We start from the raw sequence: 21,202 nt of genomic DNA, 5'->3' as shown, positions 1-21,202 counted from the left end.
GCGTGGTGTCGTGCCCCCCCACCTAACACTACCCCCCCCCACCCCCACCCCAAAAACAAACACCCGCCACTCGCCCTTATTTTGGCAATTGCCCGACGCTATCGCGGGCTGCGGGCGCCTGTACAGCCCGATCGGTAGCCGGTGGCGGTCAGCGCACCACCTCGTCGGCCAGAAGGTCCATCAGAAGGCCGTCGTGCCAACTGCCGTCCAGACCACGCTCGTAGCGCCGCATGATGCCGACCGGGCGAAAGCCGACCTTGGCGTAGCAGTGGATCGCCGCGGCGTTGTCGGCCGCCGGGTCGATGATCAGGCGGTGATGGCCTTGGACATCAATGAGATGGCAGGCCAGAGTCCGTACGGCGTCGGTGCCGAAGCCTCTGCCATGCACCGCTGGATCGAGGAAGAGGTCGATGCCGGCGTGCCGGTAGTCCGGCTCCTCCTCGACGTACCACTGGATCATGCCGATGATCCGCCGGTCCTTGTCCACCGTCAGGCATCGGGTGTCCGGATCCTGGAGATCGGTCGCGAGGTCCGCCTCGAGATCGTCCCCGCCCCGCCATCGCTCACGTACTTCCGGAGTGGCCCGGATGGCGGCCAAGGCGGGGATGTCCTCCGGGACGGTGGGCCGGAGGACGACGGAAGCGCCACGCAGCACGGTCATGTCCGACGACCCTAGTGCGACCGGCCGCACGTCGCTCGATTCCCCGATGTCGGTGGCCCCTGGCAGGATGCCGGCCATGGGAGCGAGGGACGACAGCGACGAGGCGTACGTCGTCGGGCTGTGCGCTCGGATTCTCGGCGAACCGGCCCTGACGCAGCACCGGTTCGACTGGCTGCTGGGAGATCCCGGCGCCGGTGGCCGACGGGCCCGGCTGCCGGTCGACGCGTACTGGCCGGGCCACCAGCTGGTGGTCGAGTACCGGGAGCCGCAGCACGACCGGCCGGTGCCGCACTTCGACAAGCCGGACCGGCTCACCGTCAGCGGTGTCCACCGGGGCGAGCAGCGGGCCCTGTACGACGCCCGGCGCGAGACCGAGATCCAGGTCCACGGCCTGCGGCTGGTCGTGGTCGGGCCCGCGGACCTGGACGCGGACGGACGCGGGCGGCTGCGGCGCGACGAGGAGTCCGACCTGGCCGCGCTGCGGAAGATCCTGGCCAGGGCAAGCGACGAGGACCGGGTCCTGGACGCCTTCCGGACCTGGCTGCTGACCGAGGGCTGGACACCGGTCGAACCCACGGACCGCTGGACCGACCTCGAAGCGGTACGCGGCCAGGAACGGCTGATCTGCGAGGCCAAGGGCCGCACCAGCGAGAAGGGGATCGACGCCGACGTCGCCTACGGCCAGCTCCTGCGCCGCATGACGAGCCAGGACGCCCGGATTCGGTACGCGCTCGTCGTGCCGTCCTCGTCGCTGAAGGCCGTCGAGCGAGTTCCCCGCCACGTCCGTGACGTGCTGCGGATCGAGGTGTACGAGGTGTCGGACGACAACGAGGTACGTCGACTGCCGGGGTGACGGACGTGCGAGAGGAAGCAGTTCGCGCGGCAGCCGAGATCACCGCGTCCGCTGCGGAAGGTGCGGGCACAACCGACCAGCGTGGGTCCGTCGGATCACATGACCCGCCCGGACGATGCTGCGGCGCCCCAGTTGCTGCAACTCCGGCAGCCCTGAACCCCACACACCGGGACCTGCTGGACGGTGTCTAGGCTTCATCCATGCTGACCAGTGAAGTCGAGTCGTACGAGGCTGTCAGGCGACTGGCTGCCGGGGTTGCTCTGGACCAGGTACTCGATGTGACGGATCCGGACTCCTGGATCGGTCTTGACTCCGTGGTCCGCGAACTGGCTTGGCAGCGGCCGGAGATGTTCCCCTCGAACGCGTCGCTCTCCGGGCGGCGGACGAACTGGGGTCCGGACAGGTCTTTGCTCACCTTCATTTGGCCCCGGAAGCCAGGTGACGCCGAACTCGCCCTCGCCCTCTGCCACCCCGACGGCCGGATCCGCGAGGCCGCGTTGAACCATGCCGAGGAGCGGCCCGCTCTGCTGGCGCTGGTCGTCATCCGCTGCGCGGACTGGGTGGGACCGGTACGCGACCGGGCTCGCGCGGTCCTGGCCGGGACACCCCCGTACCGGCTGGCCGCGCATGCCGCGCTGATCCTGCGGGTCGGCCGCCGTTCCCGGGGTGACTTCGCTCAGGAACTTCTGACCGGCGCGCTGCGCGCGGGCCCGGTCGCGCTAACCGAGGCGCTGCTCGACAGCGGCGACCGGGACACGGCCCGCCTCGCGCACCGCGTCGCCGTCGGGCGAGGGTTGCTCCCCGCGGCGCGGCTCGCTCGGACCGCCGCCCGCCACCGCGACGTCGTAGTGCAGTCCCTGTGCGCCGAAGCGGCCGTGGCCACCCTCGGCGAAGGCACCTCCGACGAGTTCACCGAGGTCGTGGTGCCGCTGCTCGGGTCGCGGCAGCCCCAGGTCAGGTCGGCGGGGGTGACCGCGCTACGTCGCACCGGGCGGCACTCCGAAGCCGAGCCGTATCTCACCGACCGGTCCGCAGTGGTGCGGGCGTGCGCCCGATGGGTGCTGAGGCAAGGCGGCACAGACCCGGCACCGCTGTACCGCGTGCTGTGCGCCGACCCCGCAGCCCGGCCCGCCGCCGCGGTGGGCCTGGGCGAGTGCGGGGTTCGCGAGGACGCGGAGCTGGTCCGGACGCTGCTCGCGCACCCGGACCCCGGGGTGTGTGCCTCCGCCGTGGCAGGACTTCGCGCGCTCGATGCGGTGCGCGTCGACGACGTACTGCCGCTTCTGGACGACCCGTCGGCGGCAGTGGTCCGGCAGGCGACCGCGGCTCTGCGGCCGTGGCTCGACCGCGTACCGCACGAGTTGCTGCGCGCCCTGTTGGCCGAGGACCGTCCGCGCCACCAGCGGGTAGCGGCGATCCGGCTGCTGCGGGCGGCCGGCGTGTACGTCCAAGGCTGACGCGCGCGGCTCTGAGCTGATCCGTCGGACACTGGGCTTCCTGCTGACCGCTGACCGCTAACCACCGACGAGGCCGGCGAACGCAGACGAGGCCGGCCATCGAAAGCTCGATGAGCGGGCACCCTCAACCGACCCTGCACAGCGACATATCGACGTCGAGGTCGGCATCCGCGTATGGGACAGCTCGCCGCCCTCGCGAAGGCCACATCGGCATCAGCGTCGGATCCGAGACCGGCATCCTCGTGACCAACCAGTTCGACCTCGGCCCCGCGGGCGAAATGACCCTGCCCCACCCCGGCCTTGCAAGCGGCGCCGCCGGACTCCTGCTTTCGGCTCCTCGTGGACGCGATGTCACTCGACCGGATTCAGCTCCAGGGCAGAGCGTGAGGCGTAGTGCATGAACTTGAACGGGTTGAGCATCTGGTTCTGCGCGACCATGGATTCGAGGAGATTCTGGCGCAGAGCGACAAGGCCCGCATCATCCTGGTGGCTGACCAGTCCCAGATCGACGATGTGGAGAGCCACCGCCTGTTCGCCGCGCTCCGCCAAGGCAAGCCCAGTGGCGTGGAACGCTTCCGGACTGTTTCCGGCGAGTAGGTTGAGGGCATTCGACAGCTCTGTGGAGGAGTAGTGCTCGATTCCCTCTCCGCGTGTATTCCAGTAGCCGGTTCGCTGCCGGTGTACGCGCTGCACGAGGTTGTCGCGGGTGACCAGATAGGGCATGACGGAGACGGGGTGTTCTCGCAGGGTCTCCGGCAGGTGGTTGAGGTGCAGGAGCTCCACGAGCGTAAGGCCGTTCTCGATGCCCGCTTCGATGACCTCGTTCAGGTCGCGCAGCGCTGCGAGCAGCCCGGGGAACGCCTCAATCGTGTAGTTCTCCGACAAGGCCGGATGCCCGTGGATGAGCAGTCGCGGCCGCAGGTCCATGACGAGCTCCATGGCCTGGAACAGACCCTGTACTGATCCTTCCGCGAGGGTCGGCGATCCCATGTAGGGCATGGTCATGTCTCCGGTGAAGACGATGTCCAGGCTCGGGATATGGATCACCAGGCCGTCATCAGTTTCCCCGCCGGGGATCGGGATGAGCGTGAAGTCCACGCCACCCACCGTCAGGAGTTCTCGGTCTTCGACCAGATGGTCCGGGACAACGTTGAGGCGACGGCTGTGTCCCTCTGGCAGGTAATAACCGAGCGGCGGGGGTCCGGAGTTCTGGTGGGACAATTCGTGGGGGAAGTTCTTCTGGGCGACAACTGTGGCGCCATCGGCGGTCAGGGCTTCGAGTCCCCCGATGTGGTCGCCGTGGGCGTGTGTGAGGATCACGTGGGTGACCGGCTTCTCCGTGATCTTGCGGAGTTCGCTGAGGGCTGCGGCGGCATGCTCGGACGTGCTCGCCGCATCGATGGCCACCACGCCGGCGTCAGTGACGATGAAGCCCACGTCGGAGAAGTCGTATCCCTGGGCTACGTAGACGTCTTCGGCTCGCTTCATCAGGCGCTTAGGAATGAAGCGGAACCCGTCTTCCGGGTTGGCCCAGTAGTCGGTGATCAGATGGCCTGCCTGGCTCCGGACTCTTTCAGCCTCCTCGCCTCGGCCGAGTACGTCATAGGCGCGACTCAGTTCGGTATGGACGGGCCTCATGAAGCCGGGTGGAAACTGATCCTTGACCATGAGGACGAACTCCAGGTCCGCGATCACTGTTTCCGCTCTGCCCGCGCACTTCGGCAGATCGGCCAGGCCGATCCCACGGTAGTAATGCGGCAGGCCGAGGTCGAGCGATGTGGCGGCGTCGAGCTTGGCGATGGCGGCCTCCACCTGGCCGGGAAGGCGAGACTGGAAGAGGCCGGCGAGGGCCATCAGTAGGCCGTCGTTCGGTGTCTGGTCCGACAGGCGTGAAAAGAAGGCGAACCCGTCTTCATGGAGACCGGCTGTGGAGAACTGGTTCGCCAAGACGATTCTGGTTCGCCGATCGGCATCCGGCCATGTTGCCACCTCGGAGAGGGCTGTAATCTCTAGATTCACTTCATCGCTCCTTCTTGGGGATGGGTTTCCGGACTTACCGGCTGGGCCACGGGTGAGGTGGGAACGGCTGGGGCGCGGTCGGGGCGCGGCTGTCGGATAAAGGCGAGGGCAAGGGCCGCACCGGTCACGGCCACGACATTGAACCAACGCGTGTGGCTGTGCGCCTCGATCAGGGTCTGTGCCGAGGGAGTGCCGAAGATGGCCACGAATGCGGCGACGCCGAATGTCGACCCGATTTGGCGGAACATGCTCTGGGCGCCGATTCCGGTGGCCAGTTTCTGAGGTGGCAGAGTGGATGTTCCGGCAATCGTGAAAGCCGGCATGGCCAGGCCGACACCAATTCCGCTGATGATCATGGCGGGGAAGAATCGGGTCCAGTACGTCGGCTCCGGACCGATAAGGCTGATCCACATGACGGAACCAGTCCCGAACAGCAACGCTCCTGCTCCTCCGACGATCCCGGGACCGACTCGGCGGACAAGCTTCCCCGCGGATGGAGCGAACATCGCCGCCATGATCGGACCGGGCGTGAGGGCCAGACCGGCCAGGACGACGGAGTAGTGCCATGCACCGGTAAGGAAGAGCACGTTGCCCAGGAGCATCGCCGAGAACGACGCATAGAACAGGGCTGCGGACAGGCTCGCCAGCGCGAATGCCGGAACGCGCAGCATGCTCAGTTCCAGGACCGGCGCAGGATGCCTCTTGGAGCGGGCGATGAATGCGGCTGTCAGCGCCCCCGCGGCGATGAATGAGCCGAAGACTCGTCCGTCCCAGTTCCACGCGTGGCCTTGGACGAGGCCGAGGGTCCCCAGCGATACGGCGGCGACCAGGATCGCGGAGCCGAGGGCGTCCGGAAGCCCCGGGCGAGCGGGATCTCTGACTTCCGGCAGCACACGCCAGGTGCCCAGGAGTGCGAGTGCGACGAGGGGGACGTTCACGATGAAGATCCAGTGCCAGCTGAGCTGAGTCAGGAGCCCGCCCAGCGGTGGCCCGGAGGCGGCGCCGACCGCACCGAGAGACGCCCATGCGCCTATCGCGGCGGCTCGGCGCTGTGGCGGGATCGAGGGCAGCAGCAAGCCGAGCGAGGTCGGGATGACGGCGGCCGCTCCCGCGCCCTGCAGAACGCGAGCGGCGATGAGGAAGTTCAGTGAGGGTGCTACCGCGCACAAGATGGAACTCAGGCCGAAGAGACCGAGACCGGCCGCGAACACCCGTCGCCGGCCGATGACATCGCCGAGCTTGCCGGCCGGCACGAGCAGTGCGGCGAAGACGATCGCGTAGGCGGCAAGGATCCAGGAGACGTCGGCGACGGTGGAGTTCGTGAAGTCTTCCTGGATCGCAGGGAGAGCGATGTTCACGATGAAGGAATCGAGCGTCGACACGAACACGGCAAGAGACAGAACGGCGAACACGGCGCGTGGATGGCCGGTGCCCGGTGGCGGCTTGAAGGGAGGTGGACTCGACAGCCCCGTGCCGGCGGATGTCGGAACATCAGTGGTAGGCATGTTGACTTTCTAAACTTGCTAGACAAGAAAGTCAAGCAACAAGGTGGGAAAGTAAAGCTTGCCTGGTAGGCTGTCGGAATGCGGTCATACAGTCAGTACTGCTCAGTAGCCAAGGCCCTCGACGTAGTGGGCGACCGATGGACACTGCTGATCGTTCGAGAGCTGCTGGCGCGAGGGCAATCCCGCTACACGGACCTGCGCGCGGGTCTGCCGGGGATCGCGACGAACCTGCTCGCGGACCGCCTGCGTGAACTCGAGACGGCCGGGCTCCTGGACCGTGTTGCCGCCCCGCCGCCCGTTGCCACCACCGTGTTCCAGCTCACGCCGCGCGGCGAAGCCCTGGGAGGCGTGATCCGCGAATTGGGCCAGTGGGGTGTGCCGCTCATGGCCGAATATCGACCCGATGACAGCTTCCGGGGGCAATGGCTCCGGCTGCCCGTCCGGACGTTTCTCGCCGATCACGAACCTGGGCAGCCGGCCGTATCCATCCAGATCCGTGCCGACGATCAAATCGTGATGATCGATGTCGGCGCCGGTGAGGTCTCCCTTCGCCTGGAGGCCGACCCGCACCCCGATGCGGTCATCGCCGGGTCTCCGCCGAGCGTCCTCGCCCTCTTCAGCGGCCACATCCCTCTCTCCTCCGCAGCGGAAAGAGGTCTTGAGGTCACTGGTTCCACCGAGGCCGTCGCTCGCATCCTGCCGCGCAGGCCGTACGGCGGAACAACGGATTGACCGTTTCGCGAAGCGGGTGATGGTCGTCCGTGAACGGGGGGGGTGGGAACGGTCCGGGCGGCGCCGGGCCCGGCGCCTGCCGTCGGGACGGGGTGCTGCCCTGGCGACGCCGGGCTCGCCGACGACGGTCGGCCGCCGGGAGGGCACTGCCGGGAGCCGCTCGACGAGGCCGGCGATCTGTGTCCGTGCCTCGTGCTCGGTCACGGCACCCGCGAGGACGACACCGCCCGGGGTTCCGTCCCGCACCCGTCACACCACGGGCATGGAATTGGCCTCGTCCTGGTCGCGTCGATGCGCTGCTTCCGTCCAGCGGCCGTCCACAGCGTGGGCCGGTACGCGCTCGGCCCCGGCGAGGGCATCCTCCGACGAGGCGCCGGGTGGCGCGATCGTCCGCCGACGCCACGCGGTGAGCGCCACCGCCGGCGGGACCACCGCGAGCGCCGTCCCCGGCAAGCCGCCATGTCCGAAGCCGCGTCGAGGACTCCCTGTCACAGCGCCCCGACCAGCGGAACGAAGGCCAGTCCCAACCCCGCGGCACCTTCGGGCAGTCCGACGGCCGGGGGCCCGAGGTGCTCAGGCCCAGCCGGGCGCCGGCGGGAGCGGCCACCTGGGCGGGGTCGGTAGCGGACCATCCGACCGGAGCCCCGTGTCAGTGCCGCGCCCGGCCAGCCAGGCGAGGATGGAGTGACCCGCGCCGGTGACGGTGGGGCCGGTCGGGGCCAGGGTCCAAGCGTGGTCGATGTCGGTGGCCTGGATGCGGGCGACCGGGAAGTCGCGTGCGGTGAGCGCGGCGATGGTGTCGTCGAGCGCCCAAGTGACGTAGCCGGAAGGCCAGTCGGAAGCGGTGTGGCCCAGGTTCAGGTCGACGTGGTGTGTCTCGAGTTCGCGACGGCAGCGTTGGAGAGTGAACCAGGCGGGGTGCGGCCACCCCGCGACGGAGGTGACCAGGATGGACCAGCGTTCGGCTGGCATGGCCTCCGCCTCGTCGAGCAGTCGGTCGAAGCTTCCACGCAGATCGGCGACGAGCTCACCGGCGGAGCGTTCGGCACCCTCGCGCAGTGCACGGTCCAGGGCGGCGGCGTCTGCTCGCGGCCCGAATTCCCTGCCGGTGCGGGCCAGCGCCAGCAACCACCGGTAGACGTCGGCGCTACGGGCGAGGTGCGTGATGACGTGGGCGCGGCTCCAGCCCGGCAGAGCCGACGGCTCGCGGGCTTGCAGGTGGGTCATCGAGTCCAGCCCGGCGCCGAGGCGTGTGACGGAGTCTCGGACTTCGCCCAGGAGATGATCGATGTCCACCAGCGCGATGTCAGTGGTCTCAGGCACAGCCGCCACTCTACGATCGGCTGACGAGCCGGTCACCAGCGGTCGCGCATCCTCGTCGACCTTCCGGCCGAGCGGCCCACCTGCAGTTCCAACGACCCTCAGCGCGAAGCTCGTTCGGCAGACTCTCTCCTGATGCGTCGCCCGTGACCACCACCTTGAACTGCCCTGAGGGAGAACCATGTTGGCGATGTTGACAGGAACGCGCCAAGTCGATTCACTGCCTTGAAGAAGGTACGGACCAGGTTCGACCGCCGCCCGTACGGCTCGCCGCAGGGCCGTCGGCCCCGGCCAAGCCCGCCGCCCGGCATCCCCCATCGTGAAATCGAGGCGAGTTCCGGTGACCTTGCGCAGCGCCGACATCGTTGTCGGACCACGATTCCTCAGTTTCCTTTTGGCGGCCGTCCTCGCGTGTGCGGTACTCCTCCCGGCCGCGTCACCCGCGGTCGCCGCAACCCAGGTGTGCGTACTGGCCTGCGACACACTGGACCCCTCGCTGGCACGGCAGGAGAACTTTCCCGTACCGAACAAGAGCCTCAACGGCCGCCGCCTCGAACTGCACGTCTCCGACGCGGACGACATGGCGTGGGCCAGCATCGACGGCGGCGTGACCGGCGACTCGGTGTGGCTCGACCGTTCCTGGGACGGCGGTGCCAGCTGGGACGGACTGCTCGGCAAGGCCGCCATACCGGGAACCTGGACCGGCACCAGGACGCTGATGTACAACATCACCGATCCCCGCAATCACCGACGCGGACTGGTCCGGGCCTGCGGCGACGCCGCCGCCGTCGGCTGCACGGACTGGGCCTATCCGACCGTCTGCGACAAGCTCTGCGACCGCACCGACGCGGGCCAGGCGGCCGGTGACAACCAGCCCGTCGCGTCCACCACCCTCTACGGCCGTACGATCCGCCTGCACGTCGACCAGAAGAACTCCATGGCCTGGGCGAGCATCGAATCCGGTGCCGGCGGCGACGAGATCTGGCTCGACCGTTCCTGGAACGGCGGCTCGACCTGGCCTGACGGCTCCTCCCTCGGCCGCACCGCCGTCCCGCAGGGCGCCGCCGGCACCCGTACGACGATGTACGCCACCCGCGATCCACGCGGCCTCCTCTACGGCGGTGCCGTCCGCGCGTGCGGCCGCGAGGCCGGCCACCAGGACGGAAGCTGCACCGTGTGGGTCAGGCCCGCGCCGACCCGGGCACGCGCCGCGGCGGACGCGCTCATGTCCTCGTACGATCCCTACAACGGCTGGTGGCCCAGCAGTTGGTGGAACTCCGCCGCCACGCTCACCTCGCTCGTCGACTTCGCCAGGACGACCGGCACGCACGACTACGACTGGGCCGTCGCGCGCACCTTCGATCAGAACAAGGGCACCTTCGCCGCCGGCGTGCGCAGTTCGGACGCGATCGAGGGACACTTCATCAGCCGCTCCATCGACGACTCGGGCTGGTGGGCCATCGCCTGGATCGACGCGTACGACTACACGGGCAACTCCCGCTATCTCGACGAGGCCGTGACCATCGCCGGCTACGTCCAGCAGTACTGGGACACCGGCACCTGCGGAGGCGGCGTGTGGTGGGACCGGGAACGCACCTACAAGAACGCCGTCTCGAACGGCCAGTACCTCTGGCTGGCCACCGCGCTGCACCAGCGCATCCCGGGCGACACGGTATGGCTTCAGCGAGCCAGGACCGCCGCCGCCTGGTACAGGTCGAGCGGGATGATCAACCCCTCCGGGCTGGTGAACGACGGGCTGACCTCATCCTGTGCCAACAATGGCGGCACCGTGTGGAGTTACAACCAGGGGCTGGCCATCGGCGCCTTCACCGAGCTGTGGAAGTCGACCGGGGACAGCTCGCTGCTGGCCACCGCGCGGACTCTGGCCGATGCCGCCGTCAGCAGCCCGACGCTCACCCGGGACGGAGTGCTCACCGAGTCCTGCGACATCGGCTCGGCGTCCTGCGACGACAACCAGAAGCAGTTCAAGGGCATCTTCATGCGAAACTTCGCCGACCTCGCGAAGGCCACCGGTTCCAGTGTCTACCAGAGCTACGTCCAGAAGCAGGCGGACACACTGTGGGCGCAGGACCGCACCTCCCTCAACACCCTTGGTGAACGCTGGGCCGGCACCCTCCCCAACCAGTCCGACTGGCGCACTCAGGCGAGCGCGCTCGGAGCACTCACCGCCGCCGCGGGCTGACGACGCGTTCGAGGAGCCGCCGCGCGCGAGTCGCAGGCCTGCCTGATCTCGTACGGCTGGACCGCGGGGCCGACGTGTGGTGTTCGTTGCGGCTGCGTCGACCGTCCGTCGGTCACGCCGGATCCGTCGGAGCCGGCACCGCCACGGGACCGGGGGAGAGGAACTTGGCGGACTTGGCGGCCAGATGCCGGGCGAGGTACTCCGCGGCGTCGTGCGGGCGCATGCGGGCGAGGGCGACCAGGGCCGTGATGGCTACATCCGCGACTTCGGCGTGAGCGTCGTCCCACGGTGTGGTCGCCTTGCGGGGGTTGGTGCCACGGGCCCCGATGACGGCTTGGGACGCCTCCCCGGTCTCCTCGGCGATTTTGAGCACTTGCAGGCTCCACTGCTCCGCCTGGTCCAGGCCGAGCGCGGTGTCGTGTTCCTCGAAGCGGCGGGCGAGTTGCTCGATGGTGTCCCAGACGTTGCCGTCCACGGCGTGGTGTCTCCTTCAGGGGGTGCGGGTCGGCGCCCCGAGCTGGTCGGGTCCGGTGGTGGGATTTCTGCGGCGACGGCACCGCCGATGTCGACGATCAGGTGCGGTCCGGTCCGGATCACCTGCCGGCCCCCTCGCTCGGACAAAGACTCGCTTGGACAACGAGCCGGGGCAGTTCGCGTCAGCCGATCTGTTCGGCCAGGGCGACGATGATGCCTGCGGGGCCCCGGAGGTAGCAGAGCCGGAAGATGCTCTCGTACCGCGTCACCTCGCCGAGGAGTTCGGCGCCGTGGGCGCCCAGGCGGGCGATGGTGTCGTCGATGTCGTCGACGGCGAACATGACGCGATGCAGGCCCAGCGTGTTGGGCGGCGGGTTCCGGGGCTCGGCGTCGGACACCGCGGGGCTGTGGTACTTGGTCAGTTCCAGCTTGCTGTGGCCGTCCGGGGTCCGCATGACCGCGATGTCGCTCCGGACGCCGTCGAGTCCGACGGTGCGGTCCGCGAAGAGGCCTTCGATCCGCGCCTCGCCTTCCAGCTCCATGCCGAGCTCGGTGAAGAAGGCGACAGCCGCGTCCAGATCGTCGACGACGATGGCGACGTTGTCCATCCGCTGCACAGTCATGTCTCCGAGCCTAACGACTCGATGGGGGACAGTACGGGGTCGACCCGCCTGCACCCGGAGTCGTACGAGCCGGTCCGCGCCGCCATTTCGGGCACGGACCGGCAGCCGGTGTTGGTGAGCAGGCGGGCGTCGGCCAGTTCCGTGGCCATGGCCTGGGCGTCTTGGCAGGGGGTGGAGCGGTCGCAGGCGGTGCCGACGACGAGGGTGGGGTTGGAAGTGGGTTTGTTGAGTACCGATGGGTGCATGCCTCGTCCTTTCACGGCCGGAGCCCGACGCCGCCCCATGCGGGCGTCGGCACGCCTCCGTGAAAACGTCACCGAGAACCGCGGGGGCCGCGCGACGACGGCAGCCGAATGACGCAGCCACCGATCGGCTCGGGTGCTGTGGCCCACGCTCTCGGGATCGTGGGCTTGGCCTCTCTCGCTTCGTTGGTCCTGTACATGCCCGGAATTGTGGCCTCCGTCATGGCGAATCTGATCTTGCCTGATGAGATCGTCGGATGCTCGGTTTCCTCATCCGTCTCCTGCCGTTCTGGGTTCGTGAACCCCTGCTCATCGTGATCGGCTCCGTTTTCGGCGTACGCATCATGTATCTCGCCGTGACCGAACACGATCGGGTCGCGGCCGGTATCGGTCTGGTGTTCCTCGTGTTCACCGCGATACGTGTCCACGGGGTGGTCCGGGCCCTGCGTGCACGCCGGAACCCGAGCCCGGCGGCCTCCGCGGGCGGGGCGACGGCCGATGCCGCCGCACACGCTCAGGCCCAGCCCCAGGCCGCGCTGTCCCAAGCCCCGGTCCAGCCGCAGCCCCAGCCCCAGGCTGGAACCGGTCCGCGTCCCGGCGCGGGCACTCCGAAGAAGGACCACAACGCATGGGGCCAGGCCATCGGCGCCGTGGCCCTCTTCGGGGCACTCGGGGCGATCCTCTGGCTGGGCCCACGCTTCATGCCGTCCGAAGAGGTCAACGCCACGCCGCCTGCCTCGTGTTCGGACGAGACCCACGAAGAACTGCCGAAGGTCTACAAACAGAAACCCCGGCCCGTGACCGGTGAGGAGCTGTGCGACGCGGTCCTCCGGCCGGACCTGGCCACGCTCCTTGGAACGCCTGGTGAGAAGGCGACCTCGGCCTCCGGCAGCGACAACACCGCGCCTCTGACCGATGGGAAGGTCGCCCAGCCGGAGGCCCGGATCGCTTTCGACACGTACACCGTGAATGTCTCGGCCACTTACAACGACCTGTCGATCGACCAGTACGTGAAGCTGATGAAGTACGGGGAAGAGAGCGACATCAAGACGGTCAAGGTTCGCGGTCGGTCCGCGGTTTTCTCCACGGATCACACCATGAAGATCGAGATCAATCTCGGCGGGGACGGAGGATCCGGCGGACCGGTCGGACAAGGTCCCCTGGAGAGGACGCTGTCCGTGGCCCTGGACCGTGGTGACCGAGGCGGCTACTGCGAGATCACGGTGTGGAGTGAGTCCGGTGCCCTCCCGAGCGACACCGCTCTCCTCGACATCGCCGAGAAGGTCCTTCCGAAGATCCCCGAACGACCCGGCCGATGACACGCCGGTAGTTCGGCTGAACCACGGATGTGCGCACCAGGCCGGGCAATACGGTCCGGTCCTGGTGTCACACCGGCCCTCTACGATCCCCCGTCATGACCGATGACACGTTCGACTACTCCCGGCCCGGTCCGCTCACGCTCTTCGCCTCCGGCCAACTCGGCCTCATCGAGGGCCTGCCGGACGACCCGGTCGGTCTGTGCGCCGCGGTACAGAGCCTGGTCATCCAGCCGACCGACGCCGTCGCCCTCGGTGTTCCGCAAGAGCGGCTCGCGGAGAAGAACATCCGGACGGTGAGCGAACTGGTCGCCACGCTGACGGCACTGGACCCCGCTCCCCTGCACCTTGCCCGGACACCGGAGGCAAGGGTGGTGGGGACGTGCCGCCACTTCGCCACCATCGCCTGCGCGATCCTGCGGGCGCGGGACATCCCTTCCAGGGCCAGGTGCGGCTTCGGCATGTGCTTCCAGGAGGGACGCGGACTCGACCACTGGATCACCGAGTACTGGAACGCGGACGAACGGCGCTGGGTGCGCGTCGACACCGAACATCTGGGCCACGGTTTCGTCGAGCGCCCGGAAGACCTCGCGCCGAGCGAGTTCCTCACAGGCGGCGAAGCGTGGATACAGCACCGTGAGGGCCTGATCGATCCACAGCGGTTCGGGGTGTTCGGCACCGATCACGCCTGGGGGCCTGCCGAGATCAGCGGCAACGCGGTCCGCGACCTCGCGGCCCTGTGCAAGCTGGAAATGCTGCCCTGGGACGAGTGGGGCCGGATGACCGAGGCCTACGAGGGCAAGACGGGCCCCGACTACGACCGGCTCATCGACAAGGTCGCCGCGGCATGTGCTGCCGGAGATCCAGCCACCCTGACCGGTATGTTCGCCAACGAGGAACTCACGGTTCCACAGCACATGATCAACTGACGTACGCCGGACCACCTTTCGTGGTGACCTTCAGTCCTGCGCCGGTGTCACGATGTCGTCACTTCCCGGCGAACGGGCGACCAACGGGGTGTGTCGGTATGCGTGCCTGGGGGACGAGCGGTATGCCGAAGCAGGAGGAGTCGGCATAGTGAGGACCGCGTACGTCTCGGGACTTGGCACGTGCTCAGGGGGGAAAGCCGTGGTGCGCTATGTGCACCTCCAACTGATGGCTGTCGTCGACGCGGTGATCGCCATGGCCGTCACCGCGCCGGTGGTCTTCGGTGTGCGCGGACTGCCGCACGCCCACGATGGCAAGTTGGACGGCCTGGTGTACCTGCTGTGCATCTCGATGTGCGGTGCGCCCTTCGGCCTGGTGGCAGTCACGTCCCGGCGGCGCCGGCTGGGCGGCGAGAAACAGGATTTCGAGAACGCGCTGCCTCTGGCGGACCCCGAGGCGATACCCGCGGCGCGCGATTCCTTGCGCCGGTGCGTGGGAGACCTCGTCGTGCTCTTTGCACTGCCGGCTCTGTTCTTCGGCCTGTTCTGGAGCCCTTGGGGCGTCCTCGGGGCGTGCTCCTTGGTGCCGGAACGAGTCATCAAGGGCGTGGGCGCGTTCCTGTGGGAGCGGCGTCACGGCGTACTCCTGTGGAAGGGGCGGGTCGAGGATCAGCCCCTCGGCAAGGGCCGGCTTCTCTACTCCTCACCACGCAAGGGCGCCCGGGTGAAACGGCCTGTGTGAGCAATCGGAGTCGGAAGGTCGATCCGGCAGCGCCCGCTCGCGCACAGTGCCATCGGTGAGGCGCCGAAGGCCGCGGGTGGGGCCCGATCGGCGGTCACCGCTTCAGGCGGGTCCCCTCAGCTCACGTCCGGTAACCATCTCGGATTCGATGCTGACGAACACCGCGCTCCGCAGCGGCATCCAGGAGGCCGGGCCGACCTGCGCCAGCCGTTCGTGCTCCGCGCGGTCGGTCACCACGGTGGCACGGCCGGTGACGACCACACTCCACCCGGACCGGGTCTCGGCGTCGAACTCGTCCGCCTCGAAGGCGACCACCACGCGGTCGATCGCGCGGACGAGTTCCGAGTCCGACGAGGTGCGCAGCAGAACGGAGTCGTCCGTGTCCAGACAGAAGTTGACCGGGAGGACCGCGGGCAGGGCCTGCCGGGTGTACACCACGCGGCCGACCGGGACCTTCGCCAGGAGGCGGAGGCACTCCTGCCGGTCGAGTTCGTGAAACGTGTCTTCCTGGGACATCCAGCCATCGTCCCTCCCCGCACCGGGACCGAATAGGGCCGGTCGGCCCTACTGCGGGGGAGCCGAAGGGCCTGCCCTGTGCCGGACGGCCCGGCACCCCGCTCCCGCCCTCGTCACCCGGGCTCGCACACGCGCAGGGGCTCGGGCACCGGCCCAGGCTCAGCCACCGGCAGGGGCTCGCCCGCCGGCCCGGGCTCGCACACGCGCAGGGGCTCGGGCACCGGCCCAGGCTCAGCCACCGGCAGGGGCTCGCCCGCCGGCCCGGGCTCGCACACCCGCAGGGGCTCGCCCACCGGCCCAGGCTCAGCCACCGGCAGGGGCTCGCGCACCATGAACACGTCCACCGGGTCCTCCGCCTCGACGGTGAACCCGTACCGCTCGTACAGCCGCCGGGCCGGACTGCCCCGCAGTACGTTCAACCGGACCCGGGCACCGGCGCGGTCGCACCGCTTCAGCAACTCGCTCAGCACGGCCGAGCCGGTACCGCACCCCTGAAGATGCGGTGCCAGGTAGAAGTGCTCGAACCACCGGGCGTCCTCCGCCGGCCGCAGGGCCACGCACCCGGCGAACGCGCCACCGACCTCGATCACCCAGGTGTGGGCCGGGTCGAACGAGTCCCGCAGCCGACGGCGCACCCGGTGCGGGTCATAGCGCCCGAGCCGTTCCAGATCCGGCCGCATCACCACCGCACGCAGCTCGACCACCGCCTCGACGTCCCGAAGCGACGCCGGACGAAGATCCCAGTCAGCCACGATGATCACACTATCGAGCGGGATGGATCAGAGACCTACGGCCTTCCGTTCGTCCTCCGTCAACGGCGGCCCGTCCAGCAGGGGCTCCTTCCTGCCGAGGAAGACACGAAAGAGCATGTCCGGCGCGAGGAGCCGGGCCGGGGGCCGCTCCATGCTCATGACGTCCAGGAGGACCCGCAAGGCGTGCGGATTGCGGGCCCCGGCGTCGACGGCGCGGTCGATGAACGTGGCGGCGGCCCGTTCCAGTCTGCTCGGCACCTCGTCCGTGGCACCCGGGTAGAGGGCGTCCTGGCCCACGGCGAGATCCCAGGCCTGCCCCACCGGGCGTGCCGCGCGACGCTGGATGAGCCTGGCCGTATCCGGGGCACCGATGCCATGCCTCGCGAGCACCTTCCTGAGCTCCAGGACGCTCTGCGCGGCAGCCGTCAGGCCGTGTCCGTACACGGGGTTGTATCCGGCGATGGCGTCCCCCAGAACGGCGAAGCCGGCCGGCCACCTGGGCGACTTCTCGAAGTAGCGCCGTTTGTTGGCCGTACTGCGGGTGGTGACGACGTCGGTGAGCGGCTCCGCCTTGGCGAGGAGGTCTCCGATGACGGGATGGGGGAGGGAACGGGCGAAGGGCACGAACTCGGCGTTGTCGCGGGCGGGCCGGCCCCCCTGCTGCCGGAGAGGGTGACGAGCCACCGGCCCTCCTCGATCGGGAGGATGATGCCGCCCCGGCCCGGCGGCCGCGTGGGGTCCGCCTGCACGTTGACGATGGGGAAGTCCTCGCCCGTGGAGGCGGGCGCCCGGTAGATCCGGCTCGCATAGCCGACACCGGCGTCGACGACCAGCGCGTATCCGAGGAGCCAGTAGCGCGAGACCCGCCGTACGTGCTCGGGCGAGCCACCGCGCCAGTGGACGATCAGCAGCAGGCAGGAGGCGCTGAACCCGCTGATGATGATGTACACCAGCAGACTGGAGGCGTTCGGGACCCCGCTGATGTCGTTCACGGCGGCGATCGTGGGGGGGCGCCGCGAAGAAGAATCCCGCGCCTCCCACGGCGATGACGACGCAGACCGACCGGACGAGCGGGTCACGCCAGGCTCTCCGCAGATCCGGAAGCTTCACGGCGAAGCAGATCCACAGAGCGGCGGCGGGTACGTAGTAGTCGAAGGAGTCCACGGGCTCAGACCTGCCGGCGACGGTTTCCCAGCGACGCGTTGATGCGTCCGGCGATGTCATCGCGATCCGTCGGCACGCTGCCGGGCTCGCTCTCCAGCCAGACGCGGAACCGCGTGGCCGCCAGCAGGCCGAACATCTCGGCGGCCCTCTCCTCGCTGTGCTTGAACTCGGTGCGCGCGGCGACCCTGCGCACGGTCAGCTCGGGCAGATCCGGGCGGGCGGCCGGCACACGGGTCGCCACGGACCGGCCGAGGGCGTGGTTGCCGCACGCACCGTCGAGCAGATGCCAGACCTCGTGGAAGAAGATCGCCAGTTGATGGAGCGGGGTCGCACGCTCGTCGATCACGATGATGTCGCGGTCGGGCGGATCGAGCCAGAGACCACTGGCCGTCCGATGCGGGAACTCCTTGCGGAGGACGGTGAGTTCGCGTCCCGTCTTCGCGCCGACCAGGCGGATCAAAGCGTCGAACAGGGCGTCGGGCTCCGAGGGGACCGGCAGTCCGACACCGGCGACCAGTTCGTCGACGAGACGACGCATGACCCTTACCTTGCGCACTGTTCTCCCCAGGAAGTGCGAGAAGCCTGCGGCTTCGTGTAAGGGTTCTTCGCTCTGTTCAGGTCGGTGCCGATCCGGGACGACGGCACGGTCGGCCTCTGTACGCAATATGCCAAACCCGCGCTTGCCGTGCACGGGCAACCATCCGAAGGCGGCCTCGCGATGGGGCATATGATGCTGAACAAGTCCGATAAAAGCAGACCCGTGAGTGCTGGGCCGGATGACTGGATATAGCCGTCGTCCAGGTGGCCCGAACGGCTCCGGCGGCCACCACGGACAGGCGCCCGCGGGTGTCCGGCACCCCCGGACGGCTCGCTAGGGACGAGGATGACCGCGCCCACCTTGCCGAGTCACCGCCCGGGAGATCCGAAGGAGAACCGGTCATGACCACATTCCCCGCCGAGCGTGCCGTCCGGACCACCCCTGAGGGACTTCTGTGGGAACCCAGTAACCGCTGGGTGCGCGGCCGGCGCGGCGAGGTGACCGTCGTCGACAGCAGGCACCCCGTCCTCGTGTGGGAGCCGGCCGTACCGGTCCCGCTGTACGCCTTCCCGCGCGAGGAGGTCCGCGAGGACCTGCTCCGCCCCGCGAAGAACCCCGCGACGGGCACGCACACCGGATCACGGATCTTCTACGACCTCGAGCTGGACGGCGAGCTCCTGGAGAACGCGGCCTGGACGTTCTCCGCCCCCGACCTGGCCGGACACATCGCGTTCGAGTGGTTCAGCCGCGTCGGCCGAGGCCTGGACCACTGGTACGAGGAGGAGGAAGAGATCTTCATCCACCCGCGCGACCCGCACAAACGGGTGGACGCCATGGCGAGCAGCCGTCATGTGCGCGTCGAGATCGACGGCACGCTCGTCGCCGACACCGTCCGCCCGGTCCTGCTCTTCGAGACGGCACTGCCGACGCGGTTCTACGTTCCGCGCGAGGACGTCCGCATGGAACTGTTCGTCCCGACCGGCCACCACACCGGCTGCCCCTACAAGGGCAGGGCCGACTACTGGTCGTCGCGGAGCGGAGCCGCCGCCCCGGCGAACGTCCTCTGGAGCTACCCGGATCCGCTGCCGGCGGTGGGCCCGATCAAGGATCTCCTGTCCTTCTACAACGAGGCCGTCGACATCACCGTCGACGGCGAAGCGCTGGAGCGCCCCGTCACCCCCTTCACCCGAGCGCTCTCGGAACAGACGCGGAGCTGAGGAGGCGTCTGCCCCCTGGATGAAGGTCGTCGTCGCTGTCTCCTCGTGCCGGGTTCCACGGGCCGGGCGTACCGGCGCTCCCTGCTCGCCGGTACGGTAGGAATTCCCCTGAGGGAGGTTCAAGTCCGTGTCCCCCGACACCCTGTGGAGCATCGGAGAGCTCGCCGAGCGCGCCGGAGTCACCGTCAAGACCGTCCGCTTCTACTCGGACCGGGGACTGCTGCCCGAAGGCGCCCGCAGTTCCGGCGGCCACCGCCGCTACGGTTCCGAGGCGCTCGACCGGCTGCGCCTGATCCGCTCGCTGCGCACCCTCGACCTGCCGGTTCCCGAGGTGGAGCGGGTCCTGGACCAGGACGACACGCTGGAGGACGTCGTCGCGGGGCAACTGCGGCAGATCGGCTCGCGGCTCACCGCCCTGCGCTGGCAGGAAGCGGCACTCCAACTGCTCCGGGACTGTGCCCCCGAGGAACGCGCCACTCGCCTGCGGCTGATCGGCGCCGTGTCCGTCCCGCCCAGCACCGCACCGCTGGCCCGCTTCTGGCGGCGCTGGCTGCCGCCGCGGCTCCCGGCCCGGCTGGTCTCCGCGATCGTCGACCACTCCGTACCGCAACTCCCCGAAGGCCCGACACCGGCCCAGGTGCTGGCCTTCACCCGGCTGCACGCCTTCGTCACCGCCCCGTGCCCCGGCACGGACAACGGACAGCCCGCGGCGCACCAGCCCGACGGAGGCCGTCCGGCCGTGCTCTACGACGGTCTCGTCGAGGCGTACACGCTGGCGTCGCCGCAGGTGCGCGCAGAGCGGTCACCACGAGCGGGCGAGGCGCTCGACTGCTTCGTCTCCGCCTACGCCCGTTCCCGTGACACGCGGGACACGCCCGCGTTCCGCCACGGACTCAGCGGGCAACTGGCCGCGGACCCACGTATCGACCACTACTGGAATCTCACCGCCGAGATCACCGCCTCGCCCGAACCGACACCCGGCGCCATCCACGACTGGCTCTGCGCCGCACTGGACGACCAGGTCGCCCGCGAGGCCGGCTGAGCCGAGCGTCCCGCCTGTTCCGTCCAAGCCGACCTGCTCGTCCTGGGCGCCCACAGCGGAAAGCTGCTCCACAGGCTGCGTATGCCGCACCTGACCGTGCCGGACGATTTCTCGCTGACCGACCTCGCGGTCGAGGAGGCCGGTGACGGCGCTGTCCGCGTCGGGTGGTTCGAGTCGTCGGACGAGGTATGGATCGTGACCTGAGCGACCCGAGCCGACGGGCCGACCGGCCGACGAGAGGGGTGCTCAGAACGTCCACCGTGTGTGCGTGTAGACCCCGTCGTCTCGGCCGAAGCCGTACGCGGTGGCCGGGGCGACCGCGTACACCACCGCGTCTCCCTCGCGGAACGCGTTCCCGATCCCGTGGAACGTGCCCTCCGTGGAGGTGATGTGCGGCCCGTATTTCGTTTCGTACGCGCTGATCACCTCTTCCAGAACGGCCGGATCGGCGACCGGTGAGGCCTCGCCCTCGATCACGAGGTCGAGCCCTTCGGTGAGCGAGTTCCCGCCGGTGGTCAGTGCGCAGTGACTGTGCTGAGCGAGGTTCTTCGCCTTCTGCTCCCCTGGGCCGGTGGAGAAGTACAACACTCCTGCGTGCCAGGCGGCGATCACGGGGGTGACGTGCAACCGGCCGTCGGGCCGCACGGTCGACACCCAGAAGATCTCGGCGGCCTCCATCGTGCGCTGGGCCTCGGCCCATTCGGTGGCCGTGACGGCCGCGGCTCCCGGGCGGGGACGAAGCGCGGAGCTGTAGCGGGCGTCGAGCTCGGTGGCGGGTTGCTTCACGGGTTCGTGTGCCGGCATGACGGACCTCCCTGTTCTCTTCCTGACAACGACTGGCCGGCCGCCCCGAATTCATCGCCGCGGCCGCTCTCGCGTCGGACCACGCGTCCTGGTGGC

The 21,202-nt window shown here is 69.1% G+C and carries 20 protein-coding genes and 2 pseudogenes; 10 read left to right on the top strand and 12 right to left on the bottom strand.

Translation table 11 applies throughout. From position 1 onward, the window contains the following. Window positions 1–148: 148 nt before the first annotated feature. Window positions 149–661 (bottom strand): GNAT family N-acetyltransferase, encoded by a 513-nt coding sequence (locus ACFXGX_RS06400; RefSeq protein ID WP_384785716.1) that lies wholly within the window; start codon window positions 659–661, stop codon window positions 149–151. A 76-nt stretch (window positions 662–737) separates the two neighbouring features. Between ACFXGX_RS06400 and ACFXGX_RS06395 the strand changes: the two genes are divergently transcribed. Then, complete coding sequence (locus ACFXGX_RS06395; protein WP_384785424.1) at window positions 738–1,514, top strand: hypothetical protein; 777 nt, start codon at window positions 738–740, stop codon at window positions 1,512–1,514. A 200-nt stretch (window positions 1,515–1,714) separates the two neighbouring features. Then, entirely contained in the window at window positions 1,715–2,971 is a 1,257-nt protein-coding gene (locus ACFXGX_RS06390) for a HEAT repeat domain-containing protein (protein WP_384785421.1), read from the top strand. Window positions 2,972–3,322: 351 nt separating this feature from the next. Here the strand turns inward: ACFXGX_RS06390 and ACFXGX_RS06385 are convergent, their stop codons facing one another. Both ACFXGX_RS06385 and ACFXGX_RS06380 read right to left on the bottom strand, forming a co-directional pair. Next, window positions 3,323–4,990: an MBL fold metallo-hydrolase gene (locus ACFXGX_RS06385; RefSeq protein WP_384785418.1), complete on the bottom strand. Its 1,668-nt coding sequence runs from the start codon at window positions 4,988–4,990 to the stop codon at window positions 3,323–3,325. After that, the gene (locus ACFXGX_RS06380) at window positions 4,987–6,402 is read right to left on the bottom strand and encodes an MFS transporter (protein WP_384785415.1); all 1,416 of its coding nucleotides are present in this window, start codon (window positions 6,400–6,402) and stop codon (window positions 4,987–4,989) included. Before ACFXGX_RS06380 ends, ACFXGX_RS06385 begins: the two co-directional genes overlap by 4 nt. Before the next feature lie 171 nt (window positions 6,403–6,573). Between ACFXGX_RS06380 and ACFXGX_RS06375 the strand changes: the two genes are divergently transcribed. Then, window positions 6,574–7,227, top strand: a complete 654-nt coding sequence (locus ACFXGX_RS06375; protein WP_384785411.1) for a winged helix-turn-helix transcriptional regulator — start codon at window positions 6,574–6,576, stop codon at window positions 7,225–7,227. 573 nt (window positions 7,228–7,800) lie between these two features. On the opposite strand, the gene ACFXGX_RS06370 is transcribed toward ACFXGX_RS06375, so the two are convergent. Continuing rightward, on the bottom strand, window positions 7,801–8,550 hold the full coding sequence (locus tag ACFXGX_RS06370; RefSeq protein ID WP_384785408.1) for a maleylpyruvate isomerase family mycothiol-dependent enzyme: 750 nt from the start codon (window positions 8,548–8,550) through the stop codon (window positions 7,801–7,803). Between the two features lie 577 nt (window positions 8,551–9,127). Here ACFXGX_RS06370 and ACFXGX_RS06365 point away from each other — a divergent pair. Next, window positions 9,128–10,750: a glycoside hydrolase family 76 protein gene (locus ACFXGX_RS06365; protein ID WP_384785713.1), complete on the top strand. Its 1,623-nt coding sequence runs from the start codon at window positions 9,128–9,130 to the stop codon at window positions 10,748–10,750. A 112-nt stretch (window positions 10,751–10,862) separates the two neighbouring features. Here ACFXGX_RS06365 and ACFXGX_RS06360 read toward each other — a convergent pair whose 3' ends face one another. The 3 genes from ACFXGX_RS06360 to ACFXGX_RS06350 form a co-directional block, all read right to left on the bottom strand. After that, a complete protein-coding gene (locus ACFXGX_RS06360; protein ID WP_384785405.1) occupies window positions 10,863–11,225 on the bottom strand; it encodes a MazG-like family protein in 363 nt (120 codons plus the stop codon). A 181-nt stretch (window positions 11,226–11,406) separates the two neighbouring features. After that, complete coding sequence (locus ACFXGX_RS06355) at window positions 11,407–11,847, bottom strand: VOC family protein (RefSeq protein ID WP_384785402.1); 441 nt, start codon at window positions 11,845–11,847, stop codon at window positions 11,407–11,409. Continuing rightward, on the bottom strand, window positions 11,844–12,092 hold the full coding sequence (locus ACFXGX_RS06350) for an alpha/beta hydrolase (protein WP_384785399.1): 249 nt from the start codon (window positions 12,090–12,092) through the stop codon (window positions 11,844–11,846). The genes ACFXGX_RS06355 and ACFXGX_RS06350 overlap by 4 nt, the downstream gene beginning before the upstream one ends. 254 nt (window positions 12,093–12,346) lie before the next feature. Here ACFXGX_RS06350 and ACFXGX_RS06345 point away from each other — a divergent pair, with 254 nt between their 5' ends. From ACFXGX_RS06345 to ACFXGX_RS06335, 3 genes are all read left to right on the top strand, one after another. Further along, window positions 12,347–13,408, top strand: coding sequence for a DUF6215 domain-containing protein (locus ACFXGX_RS06345; RefSeq protein ID WP_384785396.1), 1,062 nt, complete (start codon window positions 12,347–12,349; stop codon window positions 13,406–13,408). A 95-nt stretch (window positions 13,409–13,503) separates the two neighbouring features. Then, the gene (locus tag ACFXGX_RS06340; protein WP_384785393.1) at window positions 13,504–14,334 is read left to right on the top strand and encodes a transglutaminase-like domain-containing protein; all 831 of its coding nucleotides are present in this window, start codon (window positions 13,504–13,506) and stop codon (window positions 14,332–14,334) included. A gap of 226 nt (window positions 14,335–14,560) precedes the next feature. After that, entirely contained in the window at window positions 14,561–15,073 is a 513-nt protein-coding gene (locus ACFXGX_RS06335) for a hypothetical protein (protein WP_384785390.1), read from the top strand. 102 nt (window positions 15,074–15,175) lie between these two features. Here the strand turns inward: ACFXGX_RS06335 and ACFXGX_RS06330 are convergent, their stop codons facing one another. The 4 genes and pseudogenes from ACFXGX_RS06330 to ACFXGX_RS06315 all read right to left on the bottom strand — a co-directional run bounded on the left by ACFXGX_RS06330 (window position 15,176) and on the right by ACFXGX_RS06315 (window position 18,043). Beyond that, window positions 15,176–15,589 (bottom strand): pyridoxamine 5'-phosphate oxidase family protein, encoded by a 414-nt coding sequence (locus ACFXGX_RS06330; RefSeq protein WP_384785387.1) that lies wholly within the window; start codon window positions 15,587–15,589, stop codon window positions 15,176–15,178. A gap of 314 nt (window positions 15,590–15,903) precedes the next feature. After that, window positions 15,904–16,341: pseudogene (locus ACFXGX_RS06325) on the bottom strand (GNAT family N-acetyltransferase); the annotation flags it as partial. A 30-nt stretch (window positions 16,342–16,371) separates the two neighbouring features. Beyond that, a pseudogene (locus ACFXGX_RS06320) lies at window positions 16,372–17,505 on the bottom strand (hypothetical protein); the annotation flags it as partial. A 4-nt stretch (window positions 17,506–17,509) separates the two neighbouring features. Continuing rightward, window positions 17,510–18,043 (bottom strand): toxin-antitoxin system, toxin component, encoded by a 534-nt coding sequence (locus ACFXGX_RS06315; RefSeq protein ID WP_384785384.1) that lies wholly within the window; start codon window positions 18,041–18,043, stop codon window positions 17,510–17,512. Window positions 18,044–18,444: 401 nt separating this feature from the next. Between ACFXGX_RS06315 and ACFXGX_RS06310 the strand changes: the two genes are divergently transcribed. From ACFXGX_RS06310 to ACFXGX_RS06300, 3 genes are all read left to right on the top strand, one after another. Beyond that, a complete protein-coding gene (locus tag ACFXGX_RS06310) occupies window positions 18,445–19,260 on the top strand; it encodes a DUF427 domain-containing protein (RefSeq protein ID WP_384785381.1) in 816 nt (271 codons plus the stop codon). 127 nt (window positions 19,261–19,387) lie between these two features. Further along, the gene (locus ACFXGX_RS06305; RefSeq protein WP_384785378.1) at window positions 19,388–20,302 is read left to right on the top strand and encodes a MerR family transcriptional regulator; all 915 of its coding nucleotides are present in this window, start codon (window positions 19,388–19,390) and stop codon (window positions 20,300–20,302) included. Between the two features lie 81 nt (window positions 20,303–20,383). Beyond that, on the top strand, window positions 20,384–20,506 hold the full coding sequence (locus ACFXGX_RS06300; protein ID WP_384785375.1) for a hypothetical protein: 123 nt from the start codon (window positions 20,384–20,386) through the stop codon (window positions 20,504–20,506). A 42-nt stretch (window positions 20,507–20,548) separates the two neighbouring features. Here ACFXGX_RS06300 and ACFXGX_RS06295 read toward each other — a convergent pair whose 3' ends face one another. Further along, window positions 20,549–21,106, bottom strand: coding sequence for a pyridoxamine 5'-phosphate oxidase family protein (locus tag ACFXGX_RS06295; RefSeq protein WP_384785372.1), 558 nt, complete (start codon window positions 21,104–21,106; stop codon window positions 20,549–20,551). Window positions 21,107–21,202: the final 96 nt, after the last annotated feature.

Source organism: Streptomyces sp. NPDC059371, from assembly GCF_042751995.1.
Taxonomy (GTDB): Bacteria; Actinomycetota; Actinomycetes; order Streptomycetales; family Streptomycetaceae; genus Streptomyces.
The sequence above is the reverse complement of the archived record's forward strand: the minus strand, read 5'-3'. Positions and strand labels throughout refer to the sequence as shown.